Below are 22935 nucleotides of genomic sequence, written 5' to 3'. Positions count from 1 at the left end.
TGCACAGCCTTGCAGAGGATATTGCTTCGCTAGAGCATCCGGTAACTCAGCCGGTTTGATTTCAACCGTAAAGCCAAGACGACTAGCAAGCTGACGCAGCGCAATGATTTGTTTTTGTCGTTCACTGGGTATCAGCTGCATAATCGGCCATGCAGCCATGCCCATGCAGAGAAGAGCTATTGCAATACCCCACCACATTATTCGGTTTTCTCTTTAAATTCACACAGGTCTTCTATCAGACAGCTGCCACACTTCGGTTTACGGGCGACGCAGGTGTAGCGCCCATGCAAGATGAGCCAGTGATGTGCATCTAATAAAAACTCTTTCGGAACAAGGCGCAAAAGCCTATCTTCAACGCTGCGAACGTCTTTGCCGGTGGCAATTTTCGTGCGATTGGCTACCCGAAAAATATGGGTATCTACCGCCATGGCAATTTGTCCAAATGCCGTATTCAAAACCACATTGGCAGTTTTTCTGCCTACCCCTGGCAGCTGCTCTAGGGCTTCGCGACTCCTGGGCACTTCACCATCATGCTTTTCAATCAAGGCTTGGCAGGTTTTAATGGTGTTTTCAGCTTTCGCATTAAATAAGCCAATGGTGCGAATATGAGATTTAACGCCATCAACACCCAAAGCCAGCATGGTTTGAGGCGTTGGTGCTGCAGCAAAGAGGGTGCGAGTGCACTTGTTGACGGCGATGTCGGTGGTTTGAGCCGAGAGTAGTACCGCAATCAACAGCTGAAAGTCTGAATGATAAACCAGTTCGGTTTGCGGCTTTGGGTTGGCCGCGCGAAGGCGAGAAAATATGGCGCTGCGTTTATCTCGATTCATAACGCTCTAGGCTTAGGAAATTTTGCCGGTCACCCGAACGCGACGATCTTCTTTAGGTAAATCAGCTTTTTTGGCGTCCAGAGATTTTTGAATTTGGCCGTCAATCATATTCTTGATCGCTATCATAAAGCCAGTGAAGATAAAGGCGCCGGGCGGTAACACGATATAGAGAAAGCCTGGGTAATTCTCAAACACGTCAATGCGCCAATCTTTGGCAATATCGCCAAATAATAGATGCATATCTGCAAACACATGGCCTGTACCAAATAATTCGCGAAAAAATCCCAGTAAAAACATCACTACCGCAAAACCTAGACTCATAATAAAGCCATCGTATACGGACGGCAGCACTGCATTTTTTGACGCAAATGCATCGGCACGGCCCAAGATCACGCAGTTGGTTGTGATTAGTGGTAAAAATACGCCCAATACCTGATAGAGTTCATAGGTATAGGCTTGCATAATCAGCTGTATAGCAGTCACGGCTGCTGCAATAATCATCACAAAAGCGGGTAAGCGTACCGCCTCAGACACGACGTTGCGGATTACAGAGACGGCAAAATTTGAGGTCACTAAAACAAACATGGTGGCGACAGCCATGCCGATTGAGTTAACCACCGAGCCGGTCATGGCTAACAGTGGGCAAAGCCCTAATAACTGAACCAGGGCAGGGTTATTTTTCCAGAGTCCGTTTAGCGTTAGCTCTTGATAGTTGACCGTGCTCATATCTTAGGCTCCAGAGTCAGATTAGCTGTGCTATCGATGATTTCAGGGCTAGGTTTTTCTTCAGTTTCAGGCTGAGCTTGCGCGAGCAAACTTGCTTTATTGGTCTGGAAAAATAACAAGCTATTGTAGATAGAATTGATAACTGCGCGTGGGGTAATCGTGGCACCAGTAAATTGATCAAAAATACCCTTATCTTTTTTTACTGCCCACTTTTTCTGTTCAGGGTTGTTTATGCTTTTATCGTTAAACGCCAGCACCCAATCCGATTTCTTAAGTTCGATTTTATCGCCTAGCCCCGGTGTTTCGCTGTGTGAAATAATCCGTACCCCGGCGACAGTGCCATCGGTGCGAATACCAACAATGCTGTCAATTGAACCGCCATAGCCATCCGGTGCGCGAACCGGAAAAATAAATGCGTTGACCTCACCCTGAAGACGAGAAATATGAATCTTAGCGGGCTGTTTTAGCTTTAATAAAGACTGGTCGTCGGTCATTAAAAAGTCATCCAGCAGGCTATTGTCGTGTTGGGCTTTCGGAATAATTTCTTCCAGCGCCTTTGACTGCACCTGACGAAGGCTTTCAGCGCGTGCCAAACGGGTCGAAATTTCTGTGCTGGCAATGCCGGCGGCAACCAATAAGGCAAATGCAGCCAATAAAAAGCTATTTTTGGTAATTGCTTCTTGCATGCGCATGATCAGTTACCCTTTTTCTTTTTGTTGTGGCCGTAAGTGCGAGGCTGGGTGTAATGGTCAATAAATGGTGCAGCAAAATTCATCAGCAGTACCGAAAAAGCCACCGCATCCGGGTAAGCACCATACACACGTATGATATAAACTAAAACACCAATACAGGCGCCAAACACAATACGACCGCGGTTAGAGACGGCAGAGCTGACCGGGTCGGTGAGAATAAAAAATGCGCCCATCATGGTTGCGCCCGATAGCAGGTGAAACAGCGGTGAGCCGCCAGAGTTTGAGCTGCCGCCATCATAGCCGATTAATGCACACAGGCTTAATGCTATCAACATGCTTATTGGTGCATGCCAGGTAAATATTTTCCGATACAGCAAGTACAGCCCGCCAGCCAGAAAACCCAAATTAACCCATTCCCAGCCGATGCCTGCGAGTTGACCAAATGCAGGGCTTTCGGTGTAGAGCTGCTCAAGCATTAGGCTGCTGTTTTGCTTCATTAAGTCTAAAGGTGTTGCAGCGGTGCGGCCGTCTAGGCTGTCACTGAAACCAAAATTATACTGCAGCGCTTCAAGCGGACCAATAAAGTTGCCATCCAAAGGTGTGGGTATTGCCCATTGCGTCATTTGTACCGGTAAAGAGATTAACAGCACAACATAAGCCACCATGGCTGGGTTAAACGGGTTATAACCAATACCGCCATACAGCTGTTTAGCAATGCAAATAGCGAAAGCCATACCGGTTAGTAAAACCCACCAAGGCGCATAAGGTGGAACAGCCAAACCCAATAGCACGGCTGTTAACACGGCAGAGTAGTCTTTTAAGTAAAAGGCTACCGGGCGCTGTCGCAGCTTTAGGCATGCTGCCTCAAAGCCAAGGCCACAAATGACTGCCCATATCACNTTGATAAAAGTGCCAAAGCCAAAAAACCAGGTTAAGGCAAATAGCCCAGGTAAGGTGGCTAAAATCACTTGCTGCATAACCCACTGCGTGGAGGTAGGGCCGTGGGCGTGCGGTGATGTGACGGTCAAAAGTGCCATATTATAGGGTCTCTAATGCCTGCTGGGCGTCGGCTTGTTTTTGTTTTAACTTTTCCAGTGAGGCTGCAATGGCATTCGCTTTGTCTGAACCTTGCTCAGCTTGTGCAAGTTTGCTATTGGCATTATCAATGCGTTTCTCAATTGCCGCTAAGTCTTGTTCAAGCTTTTCCTTGGGGCTCAAGCTATCGCCGGTACCAGCGCGTTTCGCCTGCGCTTTAGCGATAGCTGCCGCAACGGGATCTGTAGACTCAGGCTCTGCAGTGCTTTCGCCCTCTTGGCTGAGGTCATTGCGCGGGCGCAGCTCTTCCAAGCGTTTATTAGCTTGAGCAAGTTTTTGCTGCAGTTTTTCCACGCTTGCGGCAAACGCAGGCAGATTGTCATCTTGATCTTGCTCAGCTTGAGCTAACTTGGTCTCGGCTTTTTGTAGGCGTTTGTTGAGCGATGAAACGGCCGCTTCAGCATCGGCTATTGGGTCTGATTGACCGTCTGCTTTAGCTTTCGCTCTGGCGATAGCGGCGGCAACCGGATCATCCTTTATGGTTTGAGCGCTGTTAGTTGGTGCAGAGGATGGAGACGAAGTTGGCGCTGATTGATCGAGCAGCTGCTGTGCTTCAGCGATTTTGTCCTGAAGTTTGTTAACCGACGCTTCAAAAGCGGCTATATTGTCATCGTTGCTGNCTTGAGCATGTTGCAATTTTTGCTCGGCTTTCGCTAAACGTTTCTTCAATCCGGATAACTTCGCTTCCGCCTCAGCAACCGGGTCAATCGTTGTACCTGCAGCTTTCGCCTGCGCGCGCGCAATAGCTGCAGCAACAGGATCGTCATTTGCTGGTGTTTGCTTGACCGATGCAGAGGCGCTAGGTTTACTATTAGTCGCCTCAACTGCTTGCCGCGCAGCATCAACCTTTTCCTGCAGTTTATCAACCGAGGCTTGGAAGGCTTGCAGATTGTCATCATTGCTGTCCTTAGCGGACTGCAATTTTTGCTCGGCTTTCTGAAGTCGGCTTTCCAGGCTAGCTAGTTTACTCTTGGCTTCGGCAGCAGCGTCAACCGGAGCACCCTCAGCTTTCGCTTTAGCACGAGCAATGGCAGCGGCGACTGGATCATCATTAACTGCGCTGCTGCTTGCTGTAACAGTCGTTGCGTCAGCGTTCTGCTGATCGCGAGCTTGCGCCTCTTTAGCACTTGCTGCCGCGGCTGCTTTTGCTTGTCTGGCTTGGCGTTTGGCTTCTTTTTCAGCTTCGACCTGTTCCAATCGTGCGATTCTAGCCTCATAGCGTCCCATGGAGTATTCGGCTTTTTTGGCCTCAGCATCGGCGCGACGAATATCGGCTTTGGAAGCACGGTAGTATTGCACCAAGGGGATATTGGAGGGGCAGGCGTATGAGCAGGCACCACATTCAATACAATCCATCAGGTTATGTGCTAATAAACCTTCATGATTTTTTGAGCGCGCATACCAATACATTTGCTGGGGTAGCAAACTGGCTGGACAGGCTTCAGCACACATGCCACAGCGAATGCAAGCCTGAGCCGGTGTTTCGGGGGCTAGTTCATCAGCGGTTGGTGCTAACAAGCAGTTAGTAGTTTTAACAATCGGTAAGTCTAGAGATGGCAGCGCAAAGCCCATCATTGGCCCACCCATAATCAGGCGCGATGCTTTCTCGGCTTGATAGCCGCAGGCCTCTAGTAAAAGGCGCATCGGTGAGCCGAGTCGTACTTCAAAATTTTGCTGTCGTTCACAGGCATAGCCAGTGACTGTGGTTACTCGAGATATCAGCGGCTCGCCGAAAACAACTGCGCGATATATGGCAACGGTTGAGCCAATATTTTGACATACAATGCCAATATCTGAGGGTAAACCGCCAGAAGGGACTTCTTTGCCGGTGAGAATTTGAATTAACTGTTTCTCGCCACCTGAGGGATATTTAGTCGGGAAGCTGACGATTTCAATCGCAGTTCCTTCGGCAGCTTTGCGCAGTGCCTGGATTGCTTCGGGCTTATTATCTTCAACACCGATAATGGCTTCTTCACGCGGATTAATCAGGTATTTGAGAATTAGCGCGCCTTGAACAATTTGCTCGGCACGCTCGCGCATTAAAATATCATCTGCCGTGATATAAGGCTCACACTCAGTGCCGTTAATGATTAAGCTGTTAATTGTTTGATCATCGCGGGTCTGGAGTTTAACCGCGGTAGGGAAACCTGCGCCGCCCATGCCGGCAATGCCCGCATCACGGATAAGTGCCAGCAGTTCAGATCTTTCCAACTGGGTGTAATCATCAACACCTTGATGGGTAATCCAGTTATCTTCACCATCAGTTTCAATCACGATGCAGGGTGCTTGAAAACCTGAGGCATGAGCAATGGGTCGATCTTCAATGGCAATCACCGTGCCTGATGATGCAGCATGCACAGGCACAGAGACAAAACCATCCGCCTCGGCAATTTTTTGCCCAGTTAATACCTTGTCACCTACGTTTACGATGGGTTTTGCGGCTGCGCCGATGTGTTGCGATAGCGGATGCGTTAACTGAGCGGGAATCGGTGCTTGCTCAATCGGTTTTTGCACCGACTGCGACTTATTTTCAGCGGGATGAACGCCGCCAGGGGTTTGGAAAACCTTTCTAGATGGCAGATTGGCATTGTAAGCCAAATCAATTTGCGCATTAATGGCTTTGTCGCTGGCAATAATCGTCATGCTAGAGCACCTCCGCTAGCTTGCGTCGCTGGCAATAATATTGCTATCGGCAAATCGTTGGTCGGGGCTTTGCGGTAATGCCCAGCTCCACGTTTGCATGGTGGTTTCGATCGGAAGCATATCAATACAATCCACCGGACAGGGTTCAACACAAAGGTCGCAGCCGGTACATTCACTGGTAATCACAGTATGCATTTGTTTAGCGGCACCTAAGATTGCATCCATCGGACAGGCCTGAATACATTTCGTACAGCCGATACATTCATCTTCTCGTATGTATGCATACGCAGGTGGACGCTCTTCGGCGTCTAAAGGTTTTGCTTCAACATCAAGTAAGTCAGCGAGCGCTTGTACTGTAGCCTCACCGCCTGGTGGGCAGCGATTAATTTCTTCTCCCTCGGCAATGGCCTCAGCATAGGGCTTGCAGCCAGGGTAGCCACATTGACCACACTGTGTTTGTGGCAGTAAGTTATTGACTTGGTCAACGACTGGATTGCCTTCGACTTTGAATTTTACCGAAGCAAAGCCCAGCAATGCACCAAAGGCCAATGATAAAACACCTAACGCTACAATGGCCGCAATTAATGGGTTGTTAATGAAAAACTCAAGCATTTAATTATTCTTATACAATGGTTTATAGCTGCACTAAGCCAGCAAAGCCCATAAAGGCCAATGACATCAATCCTGCGGTAATCATACCAATCGCTGCGCCTTGAAAAGGCGTAGGCACATCAGCTACCGCGAGACGTTCGCGCATGGCTGCGAATAACACCAATACCAAGGAGAAGCCTACCGCTGCACCAAAGCCAAAAATTAAGGATTCGATGAAATTATATTCTTTATTGACGTTCAATAAGGCCACCCCAAGTACCGCACAGTTGGTGGTAATTAGCGGTAAAAAAACACCCAGTACGCGGTGTAGTAGGGGCGAGGTTTTATGCACGACCATTTCGGTGAATTGCACGACCACCGCAATCACTAGGATAAAGGAAATGGTTTGTAAATATTCTAGACCCAGCGGGGCTAAGATAAATGTATTAGTCAGGTATGAGCAGACCGAAGCGATAGTCAGCACGAAGGTGGTCGCTGCTGACATGCCAATCGCCGTTTCCAGTTTGCTAGAGACACCCATAAACGGGCATAGGCCCAAAAACTGGACCAACACGAAGTTGTTAACCAACACGGCGCTGATGAACAAAAAGCCCAGTTCCTGCAAAATATGTCTCCCGAACGCTTGTACGATAAAGTAGGCGCATTGTAGAGAAATAGTACGCTGCAATCAATTAACAAAGCCTTAACAGTTAAACCGATTGCGGGCTTTTTTTCGATAACTATTATTTGTAAAATGAATTAATAATTAAACTATCATCGATTTATTGGTTTATGACACGGTTAGTTTATATGTGCATGTCGGTGAATCTTAGTTGCAAGCAGGCTATTTTCTGGGCCAGCTTGTTTGCTGCTAGAATCGCTTTGGCAGATCTTTTGTTCGCTTGCCAAAGGCGGTGCATCAAAAAATAGCTGATGGCTATGCTCGGGCAACAGTTGATTAACTACAAAGCGTGCTCTTGGCAGAACATTGCTGTCTAAAATGCGATTAGCTCTCGCCCAATCTATTTGCAAGTCTTGGCAATTTTGAGGGAATGAGGTAAGCGGGGTTGCGAAAGCAATTTCGCGATCAATATTAAAATGAATTTTCATCATGACTTCTTCAAATAGCATCGCAGTGTCTTCGTAATGCAGCCCGTTTTCATATTGCAGGTAGGCATAATCATCGCTAGCGCCATTGTTGCTTCCACTGCCATCCGTTTCAAATATATCAGCTACCTCTGCTGCGCTCAGCTGATTCAGTTCGAAACTCACGGCTTGGCCAGCAAATAACACACCAGCCAGTTGTTTCAATGTCTCACTGAGCAGAGGATACTGCTGATCAAGCTTGCTGCTGGTTGAATGAATCTGTGCTTGCAGACTCAGTGGGCTTGCGCTCAAGCTTGCTTGCTGAATTGCGGCTAATGGAAATTGATCGCTGGCATGTGCAAGTTCATGAAATAACAGCGCCGACAGAGCATGCATAATATTATCGTCACTACGCTGGTTATTCGCCCAGGCTGGGTCACTGCCTTTAAAATAGCGGCTCAGAGTCAAGTAGTTAACATTATTGCTGAATGCGGCTCTGGGGTCACTGCCACGACCTAAGCTGGCGAACTCCTCCGGTGTTTGCCAAAACACATAAGGGTTTAAATATATAGCGCCTGTAGCAGGCCAGAAGAATGCAGGGTTGATGTCCCTATGAATGATAATCGCTGTCACGCTGGCAAATAATCGAAACATATCGGCTTGCGCTGAGCCTGGAAGACGTTCAAGCATTGCCGCAAAGCGTTGCGCCATCCAACGGTCAGAGACGATCAGCCGTTGCATTATGTTGGCCAGCTCAGGTGAGGAGTTTTGCTTGCCAATAAAATGTAACTGCGCTAAATCGCAGGCTTGGCTGCGGTTATTTAAGAAACTGCAATCGGCTATTTGCTGGCTCAATGAAGTTTGCTGACCGTTTGCATCGATAAAATCTGAGCTAGGCAGTTGAATCGGTGCGACTAAGCGCGGCGGTTCATCTTGCGTGGCATTACTCTGTTGTGTAGGTTTTGCGCTGCTCGCGCTGGTGAGATCACTGAGGCCGCAGCCTGACAGTAAAAAACATAGGCAGTAGACGATGGTAAGCGGATAATAATTGGCGTGTTTTATAAAGAGCCAATCTTGCTGATAAGTCATTGCTAGCATGGATGCTCCTTGATTTACTCGTTAATTCAAGGTCTGCATTCATACTAGTCAGATAACATACTGCTGTGCTGTTTTGTTAAAACTAAATCGGCATTAAAAATATCGTTAGAGAATATTTTTACATAATGCGCATGCCAGGGCTTGCACCAGCGTGAGGTTCGAGTAACCAGATCTCTTTACCACCTGGACCCGCAGCAAGCACCATACCTTCGCTGAGGCCAAATTTCATTTTACGCGGGGCTAGGTTTGCCACAACTACGGTCAATTGTCCGATCAATTGTTCGGCTGTGTAAGCCGACTTGATACCAGAAAAGACCTGACGAGTGCCATGTTCGCCCAGATCGAGACTGAGTTGTAACAATTTATCGGCACCTTCAACGGCGCAGGCATCAACAATTTTAGCCACCCTCAAATCAACTTTTGCAAAGCTGTCAAAACTGATCTCATCGGCAATTTTATCATCTGCTGTTGGAGCTTTCTTTGACGGTTTCGTTGCAGCTTTATTACTGCTGTTGTTCTTAGCTGCGCTTGTTGAAGTCTGTGTTTGATTAGCTGAAACCAGGGCTTCGACTTGTTTCATGTCAACCCGTTTCATCATTGGCTTAAACGATTCTATTTCATGGGCGAGTAGCGGTTGAATATCATCATGGTGCCACTCTAGAGGATCATTAAGAAAGCTTGCTGCCTGTGTGCGTAACTGCGGTAATACTGGCTGTAAATAGATGCACAATAGTCGGAATAAGTTAATCCCCATGCTGCAAATACTTTGCACCTTAGCGGCTTGATCGTCTTGTTTGGCAAGTACCCAAGGAGCTTGTTCGTCAATATAGCGATTAGCATCGTCGGCGATGGCCATAATGCTGCGCATTGCCTTGGCATATTCGCGCTTTTCATAAAGCTCGGCTATCGCACTGGATTGATTTACTGCTTGCTGCCATAGCTCTGGTTGGTCAAGTGTTGCCGATAGCATGCCTTGATGCGATTTATTGATAAATTTAGCGCAGCGGCTGGCGATATTGACCAATTTATTCACGAGATCACTATTAACGCGACTCACAAAGTCTGCCAAGTTGAGGTCTAGATCATCCACTTGATTGCCGAGCTTACAGGCGAAATAGTAACGCAAGTATTCCGGCTGAAGATGCTCAAGATAGCTACTGGCGTTAATAAATGTGCCGCGCGATTTAGACATTTTTTGACCGTCTACGGTCAAAAAACCATGCGCAAATACGCCAGTAGGCGTTCTTAACTCGGCCGAGTGCAGCATTGCTGGCCAAAATAGCGCATGAAAATTAATAATGTCCTTACCAATAAAGTGATACAGCTCGGTGCTTGCATCTTTATGCCAATAAGCATCAAAGTCGATGCCTTGGCGGTCAAAACATTGCTTGGCGGCAGCCATATAGCCAATGGGTGCATCCAGCCATACGTAAAAATATTTGCCCGGCGCATCGGGGATTTCAAAGCCAAAGTAGGGGGCGTCTCGCGAAATATCCCATTGTTGTAAGCCACCCTCAATCCATTCGGCTAGTTTATTGGCGACTTGCTCTTGCAAGGTGCCAGAGCGTGTCCATTGTTGAAGGAACTCTGAAAAAGCCGGTAGATCAAAGAAATAGTGCTCAGATTCTTTTTCAATCGGCGTGGCACCAGAAATGGTCGAGTATGGATTAATTAGCTCGGCCGCTGAATAAGTAGAGCCACAGACTTCACAATTATCGCCATACTGATCTTCGGCTTTGCATTTTGGGCAGCTGCCTTTAATAAAACGATCGGCTAGAAAAAGCCCCTTTTCTGGGTCATAGAGCTGTTTGATAGAGCGAGTTTTAATATGCCCGTTGGCTCGAAGTTTTCGGTAGATGTCGCTGGCAAATTGCTGATTTTCGTCACAATGGGTTGAGCCATAATGATCAAAATTAATTAAAAATCCTGCGAAATCCCGTTCATGCTCGGCTTGCACCGCAGCAATTTGCGCTTCAGCAGAAATGCCTTGTTGTTCGGCCTTGAGCATAATTGCTGTACCGTGCGCATCGTCGGCGCAAACATAATGACATTGGTTGCCGCGCGATTTTTGAAAACGCACCCAAATGTCGGTTTGAATAGCTTCAAGAATATGGCCAAGATGCAGCGAGCCATTGGCATAAGGCAGCGCGCTGGTAACAAGAATTTTTCGCATGGGAGGCATTATAAATAGCTGAATAAAGCTGGCTATAATAGCGATTTTTCGCGAGATTCTCTACTGACTTTATCTTTGCTTAACTCTCTCAAGCCAGTGATCAATCTGTCTCAGCGTGGCTTATTCAGATATTAGTCAGGTACTAGTCAGATATAAGCTGAAACAGTTTGCCACTATCCGTGATAAAGAATATTTCGCCAGCAGGATTGCTTTGAATAGCGCGAATACGCTCTCTGATGTCGGCTAATAAATGTTGATGCTCGATGACAGAATGTTTTGCATCCAACTTTACTCGATAAATGCCGGAAAGTTTCAGCGCTGTACTGAATAGATCACCCTGCCAGTTAGGGTATTGATCACCGCGATAGACCATCAGACTGCTGATCGCAATTGATGGTGTATAGACCCATATTGGCGATACGAAGCCAGCGCGCTCGGTTGCTTCACCGACGGCAATTGGCCCCCAGTATTCTTTACCATGCGATAGGATGGGCCAGCCGTAATTTTCTCCGGGATAAACGATATTAATCTCATCGCCACCTCTGGGCCCGTGCTCATTACTGAATAGCATTTGCCGTTCGGGGTCAAAGAATAATCCCTGTGGGTTGCGATGACCTAGGCTGAAGATTTCTTTGCGCGCCTGCTTATCATTCATCAGGGGATTGTCATTGGGAATACTGCCATCACGATGAAGACGCACAATAACACCGGCTAAATTATCCGCCTGTTGAGCCAGTGCGCGATTGCCTCTGTCGCCAATACTGAAATACACATGACTCTGGTCGAAACTGATTCTGCTGCCAAAATGTCGACCAGAGTCACTATGAACGTCACTCACGAGTAGCTCTTGCCATGGACCTAGGTTAGGGCTTGGCGCAAGGCGTAACTGGGCTTTAGCTAATGTGGTCGCACCGCCATCGCCGATTGCTTTGCTATAGCTTATGAAGACATCTTTTTGCGTGTGGATGGAAACTGCACCAGTAGCTTGGTCGTTCATGTTTTGGGTGGGTGCAATCGCAATGTCTAACAAGCCACCTTGTCCTCGAGTAAACAGCGAGGATACAAGGCTTAACTTTTGACGCTGTTGGGACTGAAGATCGTATAAGTGTATCGCGCCAGCTTTTTCACTGATCAACAAGCGTTGATTATCAACAAAACTAAGCCCCCAGGGTTGCTGCCAGCCCTCTGCTACAAGGCGAGCTTCAGCAGCAAAGCTGGATGGGTATATGAAGTAAAATAAGAAGGCTAGACAGGTTTTGCGCATAACAAGCTATATTCACTTTTTCAGTTTAAGTTAAACGCGTTAACTATTAGAATAGCCGAGTTTTTGATACAGACAATGAGTATACAAATGACCCTTAGCACTGACACCGTTTTACAGGCCCTAGCAAATTTTAACGACCCTTACCGTGATGATGACTTAGTAACACGCGGCGCCGTCAAAGCTTTGGAAGTTGACTCTGGCAATGTACTGCTGTCAATACACTTAGGTTATCCTGCTCAGGGTATAAAATCTGAGCTTGAAGCGCAGATTCGTCAGCTTGTCATGGCGGTCGACGGCGTTGAGTCTTTAGAGTTGAACCTAGAGTGGGGCGTGCTGGCGAATAAAACACAAAACAATATGCAGTCGATGCATAAAGTGAAAAACATCGTGGCGGTGGCCTCAGGCAAGGGTGGGGTTGGTAAGTCAACGACCGCAGTGAATATTGCGCTTGCGCTAGCCGCTGAAGGCGCCACCGTAGGCATTCTTGATGCCGATATTTATGGTCCATCGATTCCAAAAATGTTGGGCATTGCTGAGGCAACTCGGCCTGAATTTATCGACGAAAAACACTTTTACCCGATTATGGCACATGGTATCCAAAGCATGTCGATGGGCTATATGGTCACCGATAAAACCCCAATGGTATGGCGCGGGCCGATGGTTTCAGGTGCTTTGCAGCAGTTGTTAGGGCAATGTATGTGGCATGATCTTGATTATTTAATTGTCGATATGCCCCCAGGTACAGGCGACATCCAGCTAACCTTGTCACAAAAAGTGCCAGTCACTGGTGCGGTAATTGTGACTACACCGCAGGATATCGCTACCCTTGATGCTAAAAAAGGCATTGAAATGTTCAGAAAAGTCGAAATTCCTGTGCTTGGTGTGGTTGAAAATATGGCCATGCATCAGTGCTCGCAATGCGGCCATGAAGAACATATTTTTGGTCAAGGTGGCGGACAACGCATCGCCGATGAGTACCAATCTGAGTTGTTAGGTGCGCTGCCTTTGGATTTGACGATTCGTCAGTTAAGTGATGATGGTAGACCAACCGTTGTTGCCGATGTGAGCTCTGATAATGCGTTAAAGTATCGCGAAATTGCGCGTCGTTTAGCCGCTAATCTAGCTATGCGTGGCCGTAACGAGGCTAATCCGGTGGTGCAAATTATTGCCACCGATTGATGGCGTGGCTTTGTTAATGCGGATTTGCTATGTAGTTAAGCTGCATTAGCAGCTTAATTTGCATTTTTAATAAGCAGTTAATTTATGCAAAAAGCAAAAGTAAAAAGCAAAAAGGCTTTATGCACTTAATGCTTTTTACCTGGTGATCAATAAGGTCTGTTGTTTACTGATTGGCATAGGCCTCGACCTGTGCGTCAACCACAAGCAGCTCGATGCCGGCTTGTAAAAACATGTCGCGCGTTTCGGCTGCTGCGTGATATTGATGCTTAGCCACAACTTTTGTAATGCCACAGCTAATGATCAGCATGGCACAGACCCTGCAGGGCTCCATTTTGCAATATAAAGTGCTGCCAGCGAGTGAAATACCATGTTTGGCGGCTTGGCAAATGGCATTTTGCTCAGCATGAATTGTGCGCATACAGTGCTGGCGCGTGGTGCCATCGTCATCAATGACTTGCTTCATCAAATGACCAACATCATCGCAATGCGCAAGGCCAGGCGGTGAACCGACGTAACCAGTTGAAATAATGCGACGATCTTTAACGATAATGCAGCCGGATTTGCCCCGATCGCAGGTAGCGCGCGTAGCAACAGTGTCCATCATATCGATAAAATATTGATCCCAACTTGGTCGCATAGCTGATTAACCTCTGGTAAATCACTAGTATACCGTTAACCAAGCGCGCTCGGATAGTCACTTGAGTACAAACTCAGCAAGCCATAGACAATGACAGCAAAATTAAGAGGTAAACATGCAGATTGCAGTCAATAAAGTAGCGTTGTTTCACTACCGTTTACGTGATGAAGTGTCACAGCAAGAAATCGAGAATTCTTATGCCGCAGACCCAGTGGCTTATTTGCATGGCTTTGCCAATATCATCCCAGGTTTAGAGAGGGCCATGCTGGGTCGTCAATCGGGTGATGTGTTCAGCGTCAGTATCCAAGCTAAGGATGCTTATGGTGAACGGGTGCAGGCGGCGCAGCAGCGGGTGCCGATAAAACATTTGCATGTTAAGAAACATACAAAGCTCAATGTGGGTGATGTGGTGACCTTGCAAACCAGTGAGGGGCCGCGCCAGGTCAGTATTGTAAAGCCGGGCAAGTTTACCGTTGATATCGACGCTAATCACCCATTGGCTGGAAGAGATTTGCTGTTTGATATTGAAATTGTCGATGTGCGCGAGGCCAGCGAGCAAGAAATTGCGCATAAACATGCGCATGGGGTTGGCGGGCATCAGCATTAATTGCTAGCATAGGGCAAGGATCTGTGAAACGACCCACAGTTATCCAGTTTGCGCCTTAGCGTATAAGACTATTACGATTAAGCTAATAATAAAAATAACTTTCGTGACGGATTATGCAATTTTTCCCTCGCCTGCAAGCTTGCCATGGCAAACCTGAGCAAGGCTTTGCTAAACACGTTTACCGCAACAGCTGTCGTTTTGCTGGCGCTACTATGTTGATGGCATATTGCTCTGTGATATTTGCCACGGATATGGTTTTTCCGCAACTGGCCAGTTTGTTTGAAAATCATCAGCACGTGCAGGTTCATGAGGTTGATGACAAGCAAATTATGCTCTCTTGGCAAAGCCAACACCCTAGAAAGCTAGCGCCCCATACAGTTGAAATTTTTCAAGATATTAGTCATCACCTGAATCAACAGCAACACAGTATTTATGTGGCAGTAGGCGTGTCGCCAACAGCGGCCTTAGAGGGTGTTGATCAGCGCAATAGCCGCTTCAAAGCAAACTATATACGCAAAGTGTTGCAACAGTATTGCGTCAGCCCCTGCAGTGTTGAGGTTGAAGCAATTGGCGCAGTATTAAAGCAAAATGTTATTTTATTCAGTTTGCAAGATCGGCAGCAGGCTAAGCCAAGCCTCAGCGATTTTAATTTGCTAGCGCTTAATCCGTCTCCTTAGTTTCAATAAATGCGCCTGAAAAAAATTAGCTTGGATAAAATGCTTGCAGCGATGTTTTTTTCTGCGTTTTGTATTGCGATAAAAATTCGCCGATAGCGATCAGCTGCGATTGATTTGGACTCGCCGCTGATTGAAACAGATGCGCATCTAAGGCATTTAACACCCCTTTATATTCCTCAGGGCAAATGCTGGCAATATCTGCCAAGCTACTGACCTTATTTGGCAGTTGATGATCAGCTAAGCGAATTAATGCAGTTCTTGCGCTTGCAAAGTCTTTGGCATGGCTAGCCTGAGTGAAGGCGCTCATCAGCTTTTCCTGATCTTGCAGCTTGCTGTCTGTTGCAGATTTGTCTGTTGTTTCTAGTTGCTGCAGTCGCTTAATTTTGCGGTATTGAATTACGATGATTACTAAGCCTATAGCCGTCAATAGCCATGGCGTAAAGCTAAATAAAGTGAGTTTAAATGTATCAGCTCCGGCTGGTTCACTTAATGCGGATGCATCGGTGTCTGCTTTGTTGATGCTTTCTGCTGGCTCGGTTAACGGCGCAGCTGGCGCAGCGTCTAGAGGAGTTGCTTGCTGCGGTAATAAATTGGGATTGGCGCTGACCGTAATGTTGATGGCCGGCAGACTGGCAATTTCTGCTTGTTGCGTCTCGGTATTAAACCATTTAACTGTGATAGCAGGCAGCGTGTAGTTGCCTGCAGCAGTGGCAACCAATGAAAAGCTCTGTTGCTTGCTCGCGATTAAGTTGCCAGCTTGCATAACTTGCTGTGGCGTCTGTTGCTTTTGTTCGGGATAGACACTGAAACCATCGAGCTTGTTAAGCGCAACCTCGGGCAGTTGGGCGTACATGAGCCCCGTCGCTTCGATATTAATATTACGTGTGATGGCATCGCCAACCTGCATCCTGTCAGGGGGGCGATTAAAACTATCGCTGAGTTGCAAACGTTTTGCAGGTAACCAATCGCTGTCAGCAAATGTCGACGGAATTGGTTTTACCGTGACGGTTAAAGTTTGACCGCGAACTCGGATAGGCTTGCCTTGGCTAAAAAGAGAGCGTCGTTGATTTGCCTCCAATACCTCGGCTTGTACCACACTGGCAGGAATAATTAATTCGCCACTTTTTTGCGGGAACAGCATATATTTTAATTCGTAGCTTAAAAACGTCTTACCATTGATTTCGCGTCGAAAATTCTTATTTTCCAGTTCTATAATTTCGACATCGTCTAAATCGAGTGGCGTGATGGATAAATTTTGCAGCTGGCGTGAGGTATTGAAGCGAATCGTTAGTTCGAGTTGCTGTTGAACAAAACTTTCCTTGTCGCTGATCTGAGTTTCAATAAAAAAGTCTTGGTCTAGATCAGCTTGATTAGTGCCAGCAGTGACTTCTGTGATTGGAAGTATGGTGAGTGTGAATGGTTGACTCTGCTCGCCACTAACGGTGAGTGCAGGCACGGTAATTATGCCGGGCTGCTTGGCTTTGAGCGTCAGTTGCCAAATGGTGCGTTTTTCAGAGCGGCCATTAATACTGCGTGAGCTAATATTTTTAGATTGTCCTAACAGCTCAAAATCTTGCAGCAAAATATCCGTATTAGGGCCTTTACCTAAATAGCTGGTATCGTCGAGCTGAATACTCAAGGTAAAGCTTTCATTTTCATAAATCTCTGCGCGATCAATACTTACCGTCACCTCAGCGCAAAGCCTTGCACTTATTGATGCAAGGAATAATGTGCAGCTGACTAACAGTAATGCCCTAAAATGAGCTTTCAGCTTTTGCAAGGGTAAAAATAAAAGCATAGAAGTTACCAGATTTGTTCACTTTGACGGTCAATAATATCGCCTTGACTGCGATTTATTTGATGCTCATACCGGAATTTGTTGCGCATAAGCTGCGCCGGGTCATCCGGAATTTTGTCCAGCCATTGTTCTAGACGTTGCTGCTCTTCACGCTCTAATGGCGTTAAAGCTTGGCCGCTTAAAGTCTCGGCACTATTTTGCAGATCTTCTTCATTGGGCGCTACAGCTTGCTCTTCAGTAAGCGCTTGAGCTGCCGATGCTGATTCTGACTCTTCTTCTTTATCAAGTTCTGCATCAGTATTTGACTGCTGGACAGAGGCATTATCTTGCGCGTTTTGCTGATCTTGCGAGTTTTGTTGGTCTTGCTCGCTTTGCTGTTCTTGCCCGTTTTGCGATTGTTCTGAATGCTGCTGTTGCTGTTGCAGTAAGTCTTGCACTAGCGCTAGGTTTTCCTTAGCTTGATTAAAGTCTGGCTGCTTGTCTAAGGCCTGTTGATAGCGTGCTATCGCCTCGGGGTAATCACCTAACTTGGCAAGTGCATTGCCTTGGTTGTATAAGCCTTTAGCTGAATTATCTAATTCAAAGCCCTCCAGCGCTTTGTCAAAATTGCCCTGACGATAGTTGGCTGAGGCCTGCCAAGCGGGTTGTTCAAATGTGGCGGCAGCATTAGAGAAATCTTCAGCACTGAATGCTTGCATGGCCTGCTGGTCTTGCGTTTGCCAAAGATCTTGCCAGCTGAATGCATGGGCTGGCTGGCTCACCGTCAGTTGCAGGCTAGCCAGCAACAGGCTAACGCTAAAAACCCCGCGGCGAAATAGCGGTAAAAATAGCAGCAGCGCCGGAATCACAAACCATGCGCCATTATCGACGGGCATGTCGCGAGTTTGCTCCTTATTATCTAAAGTCGAAGTATCATAGTCTAACAAGCCGTTTACATCACGGGTGTCGAGGCTGATGGTCGAGACTGATATGCCTGTGCTTGCCGCCCAGCTGCGAAGCTGAGCAAGATTGGCCTTGGCAATCACGGTATTGCCGCGTTTATCTCGCAAAAAGCCTTGTTCAGGCACTGGGATTGGCGCGCCCGAAGCCGTGCCAAGCAGCAATATTTTTAAACGAAGCCCAGACTGTTGCTGCTGAAAATCACTCAGCGCAGAAAACTGTTGGCGCGAAATTTCATCACTGATGATCAAGGTTGAAAACTCACCTTGGTAGCCTGCATTTAGCTCACTCACCTGATCTAGAGCAAGGCTGAGATTGCTGCCAAATTTTGGCATGATGTTCGGTTCTAACGCAGCCAGTAAGTTGCTAATTGTTGCACGATCATGAGTGATGGGGGTGACGGTATGCGCGTCACCTGAGTAAGCGATTAACGCAATATCGCCATCATAATCGCTATTTAAAATATCGATGATTTTTCGTTTAGCCTTGGCTAACCTCGACGGTCGTTCGTCTTCGGCATACATCGATAAGGATAGATCAAGCACGATGAATAGGCGGTGCTGATTTTTTATCACGCTTTGTGCTTGCTGCTGCCAGCTTGGGCCTGCCAAAGCAAACAGTAATAAACTGAGCATTAAGGCCTGATACCAGGGTCTTAAACGCGACTCGCTTATTACTGAGCCTCGTTGCCGATTATGTGGATGGCTCGCGGCATTAATGAGTAAATGTGATAGCAGCGACGCCTGAATCCAATCGCCAAGCTGGGTTGTTGCTTGCCAACGGTAATGAAACCAAAAACCGAGGCCAATTAATGGCAAACCCCAGAGTGCCCAAGGCCTGATGAAGGAGAAATCTGCAAACACCTTGCTTAGCAAGAGCATGAGGCTATCAAGCATGATCAGTCTCCGCGTCTGTGACTGTTCTTGCCTGCCATAGCAGCAGTAAAGCACCGGATGCATACAGCCATAACATAGCTAGCAACGGCCAATAAAAATACTCCGTCACCGGCCGAAAACGTTGCTGAGCTTGTTCAATACTTTGCAATTGGTTAATGGTTTGATAAACCGCTTGCAAATCTTGCTGTGAGGTAGCGCGAAAAAAACGACCATTAGTTGCCTTGGCAATTGCGGTTAAGGTTTGCACATCGAGGTCGGCCGATGGATTATAGCGGCCAAAATTGAGTAAACCTCGCGCTCTTGTCTGATCCGAGCCAATGCCGATAGTATAAATGGTGACTGCTTGCTGCGCGGCTACCTGGCTGGCCTTGATAGGTTCAACNGCACCGGCAGTGTTTTGTCCATCGGTTAATAAAATCAGAATTTTTTGCTCNGCTTGATTTTCCTCTAGGCGTTTGACCGCTAGGCCAATGGCGTCGCCAATGGCCGTTTTGCGACCGGCAAAACCGATTTCAGATTCCTGTAATAAGCGGTTTAGGGTGTTTAAATCAGGTGTAAGAGGCGCTTGAATATAGGCTTGGTCAGCAAACAGTATCAGTCCCAATCGATCGCCATCGCGTTCTGCAATAAAGTCGTTAAGCACCGATTTGACCAGAGTTAAGCGGTCAACCTCACGTCCATCTAGCTGCATATCTTGCTCGCGCATTGAGCCAGATATATCCACCGCTAAAAAAATATCACGTCCGGTTTGCTCGACATCAACCGCTTCGCCGATATAAATGGGTCGCGCGGCGCTGCAAACTAGTAGGACCCACAAGCCGAATAAATAAAACCATCGCAGTGTTGAGTGTTGAGCGCTAACAGCCGGTGCTTCAGCGTCTGCGGCCAACGGCATAAAGATGGTGCTTGACGATGCTGCTTGCGGAAATATCAAGCGAATAAGCCAGGGTAGCGGCAGGGCTAGAAACATCCATGGCCATTGAAATTCAAATCCCATGTTTGGCCTCTGGTACGGGTTTGGCGATCGGTTTTATCGGCTTGGCGCGTGATAATTGCTGAATTGCCTCGCACCAGGCCGCTCTATCGATCTCGATCGATGCTTGATAGATCGAATCGAGTTGCAAGGACTCTATCAATGAAGGCTCACGGATATGCTGATGTAGGCGTAAGGCTAGACTCTGACCATACAACGACAAGCCGTCTTGATGCCCCAGCTGCAATAATGCCTGCTTGATAATAATCAGTGCCTGTTGTTTAAAGCTGGCATCCTCGTTAAGCAAGCGAAGCTGATGTTGAGCATCACGCACTGCTTGTCGCCATTGATTTTGACGCTGCCGACGGCGCAGATAAATAATGCCAGCGCTCAGCAAAATCAGCACTAGCAGCAGTAAGATTATCCAGCCTGGAGCAATTGGCCATGTCGAGATGGGTTCTGGTAGCTGGATATCATGCAGCTGTTGCAGAGGGTCGTTCATGCTTTACTGGCTAAAAATAAGGTTTGCATTAAATCCATCGGCTGATCGTCACTGAAGCTTTGCACCAGGGGAATATGGAAGCTTGCCAGTGCCTGTTCTAGGGCCGCATGATGCTGACTAAAAAACTGCTGCTGTTGACTCGCGCTAGCCAGCGAGCGTTGCTTTTTACCATCAAAGATTCTAAGGTTTGAGCCTGCTTGACGGTGGCCATGTTGCTCTAAACGATCGTTGATTTTAAAAGCTATACATTCACAGTGTTGGCTGATATCGCGCAGCAGACTGACACAATCTTGACTGAAGTCGTGAAAATCAGAAATAAGAAAAATCTTGAAGCCGGGCTTCGCCAAACGTTTTACTTCGTTGAGCCAGCTATACATGCTCATCGCATGATGCTGCGACTGCGTCTGAATATTAAGCGCTTGATTTGCGTTTGCAGCAGCTGCCAGAAGGTGCAGTATATGACTACGGCTTTTTTTTGGCCGAATCTCTTGATGCTGCGCGCGATCAATAATGACCCCGCCCACTTTATCGCCATGTTTTAGTCCAGACCAGGCCAGTAAGCCAAATATATCGCAAGCCATGACTGACTTCATGGCCAGCTGGCTACCAAAAAACATCGGCAGCCGCTGATCAAGTACTAATAAAATGGGTATTTCGCGCTCTTCACAAAACTGTTTGGTATACACGGCACCCGTGCGCGCAGTGACTCGCCAGTCGATATGGCGGATGTCGTCGCCAGCCTGATAGGCGCGCACATCTTCAAACTCCATGCCGCGCCCTCGTCGGCGGGCGCTTATGCTGCCCGCTAGTTGCCGCAGCTTTTGTCGGCGCTGGTTGAGATTAAATTGCTTACCGGCTGCCTGCCAGGCAATCAGCTGCTCAATACTGCAATGCGCACCTAGAGATTTTTGCTGCATAGCTACAATACGGGCACTCGTTCCAGTAATTCACTAATGACGTCATCCTTACTGATATTAGCCGCCTCAGCTTGATAACTGAGCAGAAGTCGGTGGCGCAGCACATCCGCTAAAACGGCTTGCACATCATCAGGGCTGACGTAGTCTTTGCCGGCCAACCAAGCATGTGCACGGGCGCAGGCGTCCAAGGCAATGGTTGCCCTTGGGCTAACGCCAAATTCAATATGGTTAGCGAGTTCAGCACTGTAATGGTCAGCTTGCCGTGTGGCAATAATCAGCTGAACCATATACTCTTCAACGGTAGCATCCATATGCATAGACAGAATCGCTTGGCGCGCATTGAAAATATCGCGTTGCTGAATGGCAGCCGGAAGCTCTGCTTGATGCCCTAGGTTTTCATGTCTTACCAGGCTCAAAATATGGCGCTCGGCTTCAGCGTCGGGGTAATCAATGCTGACATGCATTAAAAATCGATCTAATTGAGCCTCTGGCAATGGGTAGGTGCCTTCTTGTTCGAGTGGATTTTGGGTGGCCATCACCATAAATAAATCAGGCAAGGGGTAAGTTTTCTTGCCGATACTCACCTGTCTTTCTGCCATTGCTTCAAGTAATGCAGATTGCACTTTTGCTGGCGCGCGGTTTATTTCATCAGCCAAGACTAAGGAGTGAAAAATAGGGCCTTTTTCAAACTTGAATTCGCCGCTTTCAGGGCGATAAATATCACTGCCGGTGATATCAGCTGGCAGTAAGTCGGGTGTGAATTGCACCCGGTGAAAGTCAGCTTCTAAGCCTCTGGCTAGCGCATTAATAGCTTTGGTTTTGGCCAGTCCAGGCGGGCCCTCAACCAGTAAGTGGCCGTCGGCTAACAAAGCGATTAACAGACGGTTGACCAATTTCGGTTGGCCAATAATTTGCGTTTCGAGCCAGCGGGCTAAGTCCTGAAATGCGGTTTGTGAAGAAAGCTCAGTCATAAAGGCGCAGTCGTTATTATGTTATGTATCGTTAAAACAGGGTTTCTAATGCAATTGATACTAGATCAACGAGGATTGATTTTATCGATTCGTATTGGAAATACAATGCTTTAGCATTTTGCTATAATAGCGCGAAATTCAATTGCTTATTTTTTATTCATCGCGAGCGCCTGCATGTATTCACTGATTAAACCCTTGCTATTTTCACTCGATGCCGAAACGGCGCACAATGTCGCTTTGGGGGCGCTGAAGCGCAGTGAACAGTTTGGCCTAGCTGGTTTAGTCGCCGCCAAGGCGGTATACCAACCGAAAACGGTAATGGGGCTGAATTTTAAAAATCCTGTGGGTTTAGCGGCAGGCTTAGATAAAAATGGCGACTATATCGATGCCTTAGCCAGCATGGGTTTTGGTTTTATTGAGATAGGTACGGTGACGCCTCGGCCGCAAGCTGGCAATCCTCAGCCGCGAATGTTTCGTTTGCCTGAGCATCAGGCAATTATCAATCGCATGGGTTTTAATAATGAAGGTGTCGATTACTTAGTCAATAAGGTAAAAAAAGCCAAATATCAGGGTGTACTAGGCATCAATATTGGCAAAAATAAAGATACACCGAATGAAAATGCGATTGACGATTACTGTCA

General features: G+C 47.2%; 22 protein-coding genes. 4 read left to right on the top strand and 18 right to left on the bottom strand.

The features are described from left to right. The 11 genes from HRU21_01135 to HRU21_01085 form a co-directional block, all read right to left on the bottom strand. Positions 1-198: hypothetical protein (locus HRU21_01135; GenBank protein NRA40889.1), on the bottom strand; the 198-nt coding region annotated here is incomplete at its 3' end. Then, positions 198-830, bottom strand: coding sequence for an endonuclease III (gene nth / locus HRU21_01130; protein NRA40888.1), 633 nt, complete (start codon positions 828-830; stop codon positions 198-200). The genes HRU21_01135 and nth, both read right to left, overlap by 1 nt. A 12-nt stretch (positions 831-842) precedes the next feature. Beyond that, on the bottom strand, positions 843-1556 hold the full coding sequence (locus HRU21_01125) for an electron transport complex subunit E (GenBank protein ID NRA40887.1): 714 nt from the start codon (positions 1554-1556) through the stop codon (positions 843-845). Next, positions 1553-2248: an electron transport complex subunit RsxG gene (gene rsxG / locus HRU21_01120; protein NRA40886.1), complete on the bottom strand. Its 696-nt coding sequence runs from the start codon at positions 2246-2248 to the stop codon at positions 1553-1555. Before rsxG ends, HRU21_01125 begins: the two co-directional genes overlap by 4 nt. A 2-nt stretch (positions 2249-2250) precedes the next feature. After that, positions 2251-3285, bottom strand: a complete 1035-nt coding sequence (rsxD, locus tag HRU21_01115) for an electron transport complex subunit RsxD (protein NRA40885.1) — start codon at positions 3283-3285, stop codon at positions 2251-2253. A gap of 1 nt (position 3286) precedes the next feature. Then, a complete protein-coding gene (rsxC, locus tag HRU21_01110) occupies positions 3287-5923 on the bottom strand; it encodes an electron transport complex subunit RsxC (GenBank protein ID NRA40884.1) in 2637 nt (878 codons plus the stop codon). Between the two features lie 78 nt (positions 5924-6001). Next, the gene (gene rsxB, locus HRU21_01105; GenBank protein NRA40883.1) at positions 6002-6598 is read right to left on the bottom strand and encodes an electron transport complex subunit RsxB; all 597 of its coding nucleotides are present in this window, start codon (positions 6596-6598) and stop codon (positions 6002-6004) included. A 22-nt stretch (positions 6599-6620) separates the two neighbouring features. Next, positions 6621-7202, bottom strand: a complete 582-nt coding sequence (gene rsxA, locus HRU21_01100; protein ID NRA40882.1) for an electron transport complex subunit RsxA — start codon at positions 7200-7202, stop codon at positions 6621-6623. A gap of 176 nt (positions 7203-7378) precedes the next feature. Next, positions 7379-8761 carry a hypothetical protein gene (locus HRU21_01095; GenBank protein ID NRA40881.1) on the bottom strand — a complete coding sequence of 461 codons (1383 nt, stop codon included), beginning with the start codon at positions 8759-8761 and terminating at the stop codon, positions 7379-7381. Positions 8762-8879: 118 nt separating this feature from the next. After that, on the bottom strand, positions 8880-10943 hold the full coding sequence (gene metG, locus HRU21_01090; GenBank protein NRA40880.1) for a methionine--tRNA ligase: 2064 nt from the start codon (positions 10941-10943) through the stop codon (positions 8880-8882). Between the two features lie 133 nt (positions 10944-11076). Continuing rightward, complete coding sequence (locus tag HRU21_01085) at positions 11077-12198, bottom strand: PQQ-dependent sugar dehydrogenase (GenBank protein NRA40879.1); 1122 nt, start codon at positions 12196-12198, stop codon at positions 11077-11079. Between the two features lie 87 nt (positions 12199-12285). On the opposite strand from HRU21_01085, the gene apbC reads away from it, so the two are divergent. Beyond that, positions 12286-13377, top strand: a complete 1092-nt coding sequence (gene apbC / locus HRU21_01080; protein ID NRA40878.1) for an iron-sulfur cluster carrier protein ApbC — start codon at positions 12286-12288, stop codon at positions 13375-13377. A gap of 163 nt (positions 13378-13540) precedes the next feature. Here apbC and HRU21_01075 read toward each other — a convergent pair whose 3' ends face one another. Beyond that, positions 13541-14014 (bottom strand): cell division protein DedD, encoded by a 474-nt coding sequence (locus HRU21_01075; protein ID NRA40877.1) that lies wholly within the window; start codon positions 14012-14014, stop codon positions 13541-13543. Between the two features lie 115 nt (positions 14015-14129). Here HRU21_01075 and HRU21_01070 point away from each other — a divergent pair, with 115 nt between their 5' ends. Both HRU21_01070 and HRU21_01065 read left to right on the top strand, forming a co-directional pair. Beyond that, the gene (locus tag HRU21_01070) at positions 14130-14621 is read left to right on the top strand and encodes a peptidylprolyl isomerase (GenBank protein ID NRA40876.1); all 492 of its coding nucleotides are present in this window, start codon (positions 14130-14132) and stop codon (positions 14619-14621) included. A gap of 113 nt (positions 14622-14734) precedes the next feature. Then, positions 14735-15298, top strand: a complete 564-nt coding sequence (locus HRU21_01065) for a hypothetical protein (protein ID NRA40875.1) — start codon at positions 14735-14737, stop codon at positions 15296-15298. A gap of 25 nt (positions 15299-15323) precedes the next feature. Here the strand turns inward: HRU21_01065 and HRU21_01060 are convergent, their stop codons facing one another. The 6 genes from HRU21_01060 to HRU21_01035 all read right to left on the bottom strand — a co-directional run bounded on the left by HRU21_01060 (position 15324) and on the right by HRU21_01035 (position 22294). Beyond that, positions 15324-17096 carry a protein BatD gene (locus tag HRU21_01060; protein ID NRA40874.1) on the bottom strand — a complete coding sequence of 591 codons (1773 nt, stop codon included), beginning with the start codon at positions 17094-17096 and terminating at the stop codon, positions 15324-15326. Positions 17097-17101: 5 nt separating this feature from the next. Beyond that, positions 17102-18931, bottom strand: a complete 1830-nt coding sequence (locus tag HRU21_01055) for a VWA domain-containing protein (GenBank protein ID NRA40873.1) — start codon at positions 18929-18931, stop codon at positions 17102-17104. Then, positions 18924-19928 (bottom strand): VWA domain-containing protein, encoded by a 1005-nt coding sequence (locus HRU21_01050; protein ID NRA40872.1) that lies wholly within the window; start codon positions 19926-19928, stop codon positions 18924-18926. Before HRU21_01050 ends, HRU21_01055 begins: the two co-directional genes overlap by 8 nt. Further along, positions 19918-20406, bottom strand: a complete 489-nt coding sequence (locus HRU21_01045) for a DUF4381 domain-containing protein (GenBank protein NRA40871.1) — start codon at positions 20404-20406, stop codon at positions 19918-19920. Before HRU21_01045 ends, HRU21_01050 begins: the two co-directional genes overlap by 11 nt. Continuing rightward, entirely contained in the window at positions 20403-21323 is a 921-nt protein-coding gene (locus HRU21_01040; GenBank protein NRA40870.1) for a DUF58 domain-containing protein, read from the bottom strand. Before HRU21_01040 ends, HRU21_01045 begins: the two co-directional genes overlap by 4 nt. Positions 21324-21325: 2 nt before the next feature. Next, entirely contained in the window at positions 21326-22294 is a 969-nt protein-coding gene (locus HRU21_01035) for a MoxR family ATPase (GenBank protein ID NRA40869.1), read from the bottom strand. 174 nt (positions 22295-22468) lie between these two features. On the opposite strand from HRU21_01035, the gene pyrD reads away from it, so the two are divergent. Next, positions 22469-22935: dihydroorotate dehydrogenase (quinone) (pyrD, locus tag HRU21_01030; protein NRA40868.1), on the top strand; the 467-nt coding region annotated here is incomplete at its 3' end.

This window comes from Pseudomonadales bacterium (assembly GCA_013215025.1).
GTDB lineage: Bacteria > Pseudomonadota > Gammaproteobacteria > Pseudomonadales > DT-91 > DT-91.
Note: the sequence above shows the minus strand (reverse complement) of the source record. Positions and strands in the feature narration are given on the sequence as shown.

Coding starts and splice junctions, on each gene's coding strand:
- HRU21_01075 (NRA40877.1), bottom strand. CDS start 14,014: ATGCGACCAAGTTGGGATCAATATTTTATCGATATGATGGACACTGTT.
- HRU21_01070 (NRA40876.1), top strand. CDS start 14,130: ATGCAGATTGCAGTCAATAAAGTAGCGTTGTTTCACTACCGTTTACGT.
- HRU21_01035 (NRA40869.1), bottom strand. CDS start 22,294: ATGACTGAGCTTTCTTCACAAACCGCATTTCAGGACTTAGCCCGCTGG.
- HRU21_01125 (NRA40887.1), bottom strand. CDS start 1,556: ATGAGCACGGTCAACTATCAAGAGCTAACGCTAAACGGACTCTGGAAA.
- HRU21_01040 (NRA40870.1), bottom strand. CDS start 21,323: ATGCAGCAAAAATCTCTAGGTGCGCATTGCAGTATTGAGCAGCTGATT.
- HRU21_01085 (NRA40879.1), bottom strand. CDS start 12,198: ATGCGCAAAACCTGTCTAGCCTTCTTATTTTACTTCATATACCCATCC.
- HRU21_01065 (NRA40875.1), top strand. CDS start 14,735: ATGCAATTTTTCCCTCGCCTGCAAGCTTGCCATGGCAAACCTGAGCAA.
- HRU21_01055 (NRA40873.1), bottom strand. CDS start 18,931: ATGCTTGATAGCCTCATGCTCTTGCTAAGCAAGGTGTTTGCAGATTTC.
- nth (NRA40888.1), bottom strand. CDS start 830: ATGAATCGAGATAAACGCAGCGCCATATTTTCTCGCCTTCGCGCGGCC.
- rsxG (NRA40886.1), bottom strand. CDS start 2,248: ATGCGCATGCAAGAAGCAATTACCAAAAATAGCTTTTTATTGGCTGCA.
- HRU21_01060 (NRA40874.1), bottom strand. CDS start 17,096: ATGCTTTTATTTTTACCCTTGCAAAAGCTGAAAGCTCATTTTAGGGCA.
- rsxB (NRA40883.1), bottom strand. CDS start 6,598: ATGCTTGAGTTTTTCATTAACAACCCATTAATTGCGGCCATTGTAGCG.
- metG (NRA40880.1), bottom strand. CDS start 10,943: ATGCCTCCCATGCGAAAAATTCTTGTTACCAGCGCGCTGCCTTATGCC.
- HRU21_01095 (NRA40881.1), bottom strand. CDS start 8,761: ATGCTAGCAATGACTTATCAGCAAGATTGGCTCTTTATAAAACACGCC.
- apbC (NRA40878.1), top strand. CDS start 12,286: ATGACCCTTAGCACTGACACCGTTTTACAGGCCCTAGCAAATTTTAAC.
- HRU21_01045 (NRA40871.1), bottom strand. CDS start 20,406: ATGAACGACCCTCTGCAACAGCTGCATGATATCCAGCTACCAGAACCC.